We start from the raw sequence: 6560 nt of genomic DNA on the forward strand, positions 1-6560 counted from the left end.
TTTGTGGTGACCTTTGGGGGTTGCCCTCCCCTGCGGCCATCTGTCGCATTAATTTGAATTAAAAGTCTGATTGTCATTTTTCCTGCTGTATCCTGCGCAGGCTTTGTAAAGCTGCGGAGCACCTGATCTATCAACAGACTTAGCGAGGAGCGCAACCATGCACGAGATCCCCAATCTCCCCTTCCCGAGCCTGCACGTACCTGAGCAGACGACCCCGCAACACGCCGGCGCTGAAAAGCCCGAGCCGCAAGAAGCCGCTGACAGCCGCAAAGCCGACAGCGAAGAGTAAGACCCGCCGTACAGACCGTGTGGAAAGCGCTAACATGCGCTTTCCACACTGCCTGAAACCCGAGCCCGCCATGACCGACGAATTCTCCGAAAGCCAAGCTGCCGTACTGATCGGCGCCACTGAGAAAATGATCGAGATCTGGAATCGCCTCTCGCCCGAGAAGCAAGCTGCCCTGCTCGAGCGTTTCGGCAGCGAAGAGAACGCCCTCGCCGCCCTCGTCACCACGCAACTGGTCGCCCCGGCAAAATCCTGAAAGCGCCGCCCGGCAAATAGTTTTACTTTTCCCCGCCCCTGAACGGTTCACGCCGGTATCATGAGCAGCCTATCCAATCTGCTGCTCCCGTGGATCGTTACCCATGTCGTCTATATCCGAGCCCCAGCGCCCGCTGGCGGTTACGCTGCAAGTGGTTTCCATCGTCCTCTTCACCTTCATCGGTTACCTGAACATCGGCATCCCGCTCGCCGTGTTGCCGGGTTACGTTCACAGTGACCTCGGTTTCGGCGCGGTGATCGCCGGGCTGGTGATCAGCGTGCAATACCTCGCCACCCTGCTCAGCCGCCCGTACGCCGGCAAGATCATCGACAACCAGGGCAGCAAACGCGCAGTGATGATTGGCCTCGCGGGTTGCGGCTTGAGCGGTGTGTTCATGCTGATTTCCGCGTGGACGCCGAACCTGCCGCTGCTCAGTCTGATCAGCCTGTTAATTGGCCGTCTGGTGCTGGGCAGCGCCGAGAGTCTGGTCGGTTCCGGTTCGATTGGCTGGGGCATCGGTCGCGTCGGCGCGGCGAATACCGCGAAAGTGATTTCCTGGAACGGCATCGCCAGTTACGGCGCTCTGGCGATCGGCGCGCCATTCGGCGTGTGGCTGGTGAGCCGCCTGGGTTTGTGGAGCATGGGCGTGAGCATCATCCTCCTCGCCTTGCTCGGTCTGGCGCTGGCATGGCCGAAGACCGCGGCGCCGATTGTCGCTGGTGAGCGTTTGCCGTTCATGCATGTGCTGGGCAAAGTCTTCCCTCACGGCTGCGGACTGGCGCTGGGCTCGATCGGCTTCGGCACCATCGCCACCTTCATCACCCTGTACTACGCGACCCAGCATTGGGATAACGCGGTGCTGTGCCTGAGCCTGTTCGGCGCCAGCTTCATCGGCGCGCGGCTGCTGTTCGGCAACCTGATCAACCGCCTCGGCGGTTTCCGCGTAGCGATCGCCTGCCTGTCGGTGGAAACGTTGGGGTTGTTGCTGCTCTGGATCGCGCCGGATGCGCACTGGGCCCTGGCCGGTGCGGCGCTCAGCGGCTTTGGCTTCTCGCTGGTGTTCCCGGCGCTGGGCGTCGAAGCGGTGAATCTGGTGCCGGCCTCCAGCCGTGGTGCGGCGGTCGGTGCCTATTCACTATTCATCGACTTGTCGCTGGGGATCACCGGGCCATTGGCCGGGGCGATTGCCGCCGGGTTCGGCTTTGCTTCGATCTTCCTGTTTGCCGCATTTGCGGCGTTGAGCGGATTGACATTGAGTGCATATCTTTATGTGGAGACACAAAAAACTCGATCGTACTCGCCTGAAAGTGAGGACAGCCCGTTACACCAAATCAGTAAGGCAGCTAGACATAAACATCCTCAATGAATTATAAATCACAGTTCCCCAAGCATGCATTTTCATGATTTTGACGGTTTCAGGTAAAAGCTGTTTGACCACGATTTTATAGCTTGCAAGCTTTCAAAAAAATGCGGCCCGAGAAAATGGACACCTAGATTTTTCAAGGACTTAAATATGACTGGCGCAGAAGTTTACGAAATATTAGTTAATCGCGGTATAGCCCAGCTCTACCACGCCAACAGCGTTAGGACGAGTATTAGCATGCTGAAGCTGCAAGGTATCGCTTCCAGGCAGCTAGTCGCTCAAAAACAACTTCCACAATCCATTCAATTTTCTGACGATGCAGATAAACGGGTGGGCGTGTGGAATGATATTTTTTTTGACACTGTCGATATCCATTCTCGAGCGTCAAATCGAAATAAGTACGGCCCAGTAGCCTTTGTGATGGACATCGCATTCTTAAAAAGCCTCCCAGCAGACTCGCAAGTACTGGTAACTCGTCTCAACCCCTCGAAGTGGGAGGAGGCGCCAAATGTACAAAGATATTTTTCCAACACCAAGGAGCTTTCGGCAGGTCTTGAAGTCGGTAATTTCGATCAAATGATAACTATTAGAACACGTGGAGGACTGGTACCATTTGGCAATTTTCTGAGATCACTAATTTTAGATGAACCTCGATTAACTGCAGGCATAGGTCCGGAATTTCAATCTGCATCTACCGCGTTAGCTAGTGCAGCCAGTACCAACAACTTTCCATTATCTATTCAACGGCGCACCTGTTTTTCCTGCAAATGCCTAAAAAGCTACGCAGAAAAGGAATCAAGAATCCCATTTTTTTACAGCAAAACATGACACAGCTAAAGGCAAAAGCACTTCCCCTCCCTAGTAGATCACTACTAAGATCCTTGCTACAGAAGTGCGTTCGGCGCGGCTATGGAGAGCTAGCAAAACATGTGGCTTATACACTTGGAAGCTACGGAGACTCTTTATGGTTGCGCTCTCGAACTGGTGTAATAGTATTCGAAGAGTGCTGGCAAGCGGCGCACATGCTACAGTCAGAGCCTACAATTGTTCTGCTAGAAAAGGTAGCTTCATTCGTAAAGAATAAAGACGCGGCAGGACTAGGTTCGTTAGGATATGCCGTTTCCACAGGCGATATGTCACCTATTGAAAAACATCCAGAACCTTTACCTATTAAAATTATCGCCGCAGGCCTGGAAAGACCGGAGAGCTTTTTTAAATGGGCTCGCGAAAGGTGTAAAAATGAAATACAAGAAAGCGTAGTAAACAACGCTGCGGCCTTGTATCCAAAAGCCACTTGGCACTGGGACAAAGCGTTCATAATTGCAGGCGCATATTTATCAACCCATCCAAGTACCCCTGACACATCCATATCAAAAACAATCTATACAGACCCCTTTCCTTTTTGGGTCGCAGTAGACAAACATACCCCTCAAGGAAAACGAGCACTTCGAAATGCAGCTATGAAATTGAATATTAAAGAACATCATCTCCAGTGGATGAGCTTTTATTTCGAAAGTTCAACGACCAATCAAATCCAAGCCTCTCCTTGGTGGGAAACTGAGGTCAGCTGGAGATTCGCAAGACTAGGATTGGAAATATCAGAGGCAAAAAAAATATGGGCCGACATATCACAACAGATAGCCGCCTCAGTAAAAAATGAAAGCGAGGAAATACAAAACATTCTATTCAGCACCGAAAAACCAAAGCTTCTTTAGAAAATACGACACTTACCTCAATAACACTAAGCATCAGAACTCGATATTTAATTGCCTTGCATATCTAAACAACTCTGACTGCCCCATCCGCTGATGACGCATAAGCAAATTAAAGTAATCTAAGAATATACCTCGACTCTCACGCCACTGGAAGTTACAGAGTATGAATTCTGCCAGCTGGTTAGATACGCAAAACTCCTTCTCTAAAGCCAAATAGATAGCCTTTGCAGCCATTCTCTCAGGGCATGGATTGTGAACAAGATTTATATCAAGCACTCTTTCCTTAATTGAATAGCTGTAAAACTCAGGCGCATAAACCATCTTATCTTTAAAGCTAAAAATTGCCGCATCAACTGTAAAAAATGTAGTTTTACATAAATCCTCAATGCAGCTAGCAGCCACATACCCCTCACGAACGGCCCAAGTATCCTGCAATGACCAAATATCATAATCTCGACCAAGATGACGAAATCTGTAACCGCCAAACCGATTTCTAACAGGCGAGTAGGCTTTGATAATTGAAAATATCTGATCAGATGTTGCAGTTGAAACTAAATCTATATCAGATTGAAAGTCCTCGGGCTTGCCAATTGTCAGATCGCGAATCATGCCGCCAAAAATTGCAAGATCAGAAATTTCATCCTTGAGAACTCTTAGCGGATGGGAAACAGCCATACTTTGACCAAGATAACTTACAACTTTACTTGCAGCTGATGTACTTTTCATCACTATGCACTCACGCGGCAACCTTAAAGGAACGCAACTCTTCAAGTAAATTTATTGCATATGAATCTGTCATACCGGAAATCATATCCGTCAACAACAGGCATTGACGATAACGAAGTGGTAGCGATCGCATCTCATCTGAGGGATTATCATATACACGTCGATAGTTTTCCGATATCCGCGTATACACGTACCTATTATATGGGTGAATAGGATTTTTTATATCTTCATCTGGATTGGTCTCAACGATTGCAGACCAAAATATATCCATAAGCCCTCTGATCGTATTAAAACCTACAAGCTCAACCTCGAGAACAGATCGATGTCTAAAGGTGTGGATCGTCGAGAACTGACCAAGCTCCTCACGCAGAGCATGAGCTGATGACAATTCTAATAGTGACTTAGCCTGTTCCCCCGACACAAAACTGTCCTGATTCTTAACAAATGCATCAATAGCAGATGTAATCATTTCACCGATTGCAAAAACTCGAAATCTTTGCATAGACACATCATTTAGCTCTGCTGGAGACAATCCCGACAGTCTATAGTCAGCATGTTTCGACTTGGCATTTTCGACTAAACGCCCTATAACCTCGTCGCCCTTATTATGATGCTCTAGATACGCGACCAAATCAGAAAAAGATGCCAATCCTTTTTTAACAGCATCCTCAATATCTAATACAGCATAAGCAATATCATCACAGGCTTCCATAATATAGGTAACGGGATGTCTTCGCCCAACCCCCAAACCTACACTCTCCAACACCTGCCTCGCTATTTTTTCTTCAGAAAAGAAGTATCCGTGTTTTTTCGTGCAAATACTTCCCTTGCTTACGCCATTAGACGCAATCGGATACTTCATCATCGCCGCAAGTGTAGCGTAAGTCAGATCCAACCCATAATCATCATTTAACAACTGAAGCCGCGTGACGAGACGAAAGGTTTGTGCATTCCCCTCAAACTTCAAAAAATCTTGATACTGACGCTGCGAGAGTACGCTAAAGTCTTTACCAGCTACGAGATCTTTATTACTGACGAACCAACTTTGAATAGCCGATTCGCCTTGATGACCGAAAGGAGGATTTCCCAAATCATGGACCAAACCGATAGCTGCTAATAGCGCTGGAATATCGCGCAACGAATTATGTGCCCCCTCTGCAATCGAAAACGAATGAACCAAAGTCGTTCCAAAACTTCTCGCTAAATTTGAGACCTCATGCGAATGAGTCAACCGATTACGCACACTATCATTCTTATCTAAAGGAAAAACCTGAGTCTTATCCGCCATTCTTCGAACAGGAGTACAAAAAAGGATTCGATCATAATCACGTTCGATTTCGGTGCGGAACTCTTTCTTGGAATCCAGGTTATTCGCATCGATCTCCTCGCGGCCCTTTTTACGTCGATCAGAATTAAGCAAAACATTCCAAGTCTGTTGCTCCAACTGCATATTTTTTCTTCCTTGTAAAAAATGAGGGAAGGATGGTCGATGATCATTCTAGCCCAAGATGTATAGCGATTGCAGCTAGCTTACTAATGGTTTGGTCAACGAAACTGAGCTTTCACTTCAGCGCTTTTAATTAGCATGAATCGTGCCCTTCAAGGCCACATCTGAGAAGAAAATCACGATTTTAACTGTGAATAATGCCCCCAGTGGCAACCTAAAAATCCACTTTGCCGCGTCCGGCCTTGATGCTGCCGCGCTTGGTTTTCGACTCCAGCCGACGCTTCTTCGAACCGAGGGTCGGCTTGGTCGGGCGGCGTTTCTTTTCGACTTTGGTGGCGCTGAGAATCAGCTCGACCAGCCGCTCCAGCGCATCGGCGCGGTTGGCTTCTTGGGTGCGATATTGCTGCGCCTTGATGATCAGCACGCCGTCGCTGGTGATGCGACTGTCGCGCAGTGCGAGCAGGCGTTCCTTGTAGAACTCCGGCAAGGACGAATTGGGAATGTCGAAGCGCAGGTGCATGGCGCTGGAAACCTTGTTGACGTTCTGCCCACCGGCGCCTTGCGCGCGGCTGGCGGTCAACTCGATCTCGGCATCCGGCAGATGCACATTGTTGGAAATCACCAGCATGGAAAAGCGTCCGTAATCAGAGCGTGCAGGATAACCTGAAAATCATCGCAATCCTGCTGGAGACCCCCTGTAGGAGTGAGCCTGCTCGCGATAGCGGGGTGTCAGCCGACAAATATGTTCCTGACATTCCGCTATCGCG

At 49.1% G+C, this 6560-nt stretch carries 8 protein-coding genes; 5 read left to right on the forward strand and 3 right to left on the reverse strand.

The features are described 5' to 3' along the window. The first annotated feature begins 157 nt into the window (after nt 1-157). From DCO47_RS27430 to DCO47_RS26965, 5 genes are all read left to right on the forward strand, one after another. Complete coding sequence (locus DCO47_RS27430; RefSeq protein WP_016771117.1) at nt 158-289, forward strand: hypothetical protein; 132 nt, start codon at nt 158-160, stop codon at nt 287-289. Nucleotides 290-359: 70 nt separating this feature from the next. Further along, nucleotides 360-542: a hypothetical protein gene (locus DCO47_RS25055; RefSeq protein ID WP_039761215.1), complete on the forward strand. Its 183-nt coding sequence runs from the start codon at nt 360-362 to the stop codon at nt 540-542. Between the two features lie 112 nt (nt 543-654). After that, on the forward strand, nt 655-1908 hold the full coding sequence (locus DCO47_RS25060) for an MFS transporter (protein WP_256590256.1): 1254 nt from the start codon (nt 655-657) through the stop codon (nt 1906-1908). A gap of 147 nt (nt 1909-2055) precedes the next feature. Further along, nucleotides 2056-2733, forward strand: coding sequence for a hypothetical protein (locus DCO47_RS26960; protein WP_133247426.1), 678 nt, complete (start codon nt 2056-2058; stop codon nt 2731-2733). Nucleotides 2734-2834: 101 nt separating this feature from the next. Then, on the forward strand, nt 2835-3620 hold the full coding sequence (locus DCO47_RS26965; protein WP_133247427.1) for a hypothetical protein: 786 nt from the start codon (nt 2835-2837) through the stop codon (nt 3618-3620). Nucleotides 3621-3653: 33 nt separating this feature from the next. Here the strand turns inward: DCO47_RS26965 and DCO47_RS25070 are convergent, their stop codons facing one another. The 3 genes from DCO47_RS25070 to arfB form a co-directional block, all read right to left on the reverse strand. Continuing rightward, nucleotides 3654-4346, reverse strand: coding sequence for a hypothetical protein (locus DCO47_RS25070; RefSeq protein ID WP_133247428.1), 693 nt, complete (start codon nt 4344-4346; stop codon nt 3654-3656). A gap of 10 nt (nt 4347-4356) precedes the next feature. After that, on the reverse strand, nt 4357-5796 hold the full coding sequence (gene dgt / locus DCO47_RS25075) for a dGTP triphosphohydrolase (RefSeq protein ID WP_116659156.1): 1440 nt from the start codon (nt 5794-5796) through the stop codon (nt 4357-4359). Between the two features lie 211 nt (nt 5797-6007). Continuing rightward, nucleotides 6008-6421 (reverse strand): alternative ribosome rescue aminoacyl-tRNA hydrolase ArfB, encoded by a 414-nt coding sequence (gene arfB / locus DCO47_RS25080; protein WP_116659157.1) that lies wholly within the window; start codon nt 6419-6421, stop codon nt 6008-6010. Nucleotides 6422-6560: the final 139 nt, after the last annotated feature.

The sequence above is a fragment of the Pseudomonas sp. NDM genome (assembly GCF_003105095.1).
Classification (GTDB): domain Bacteria; phylum Pseudomonadota; class Gammaproteobacteria; order Pseudomonadales; family Pseudomonadaceae; genus Aquipseudomonas; species Aquipseudomonas moraviensis_A.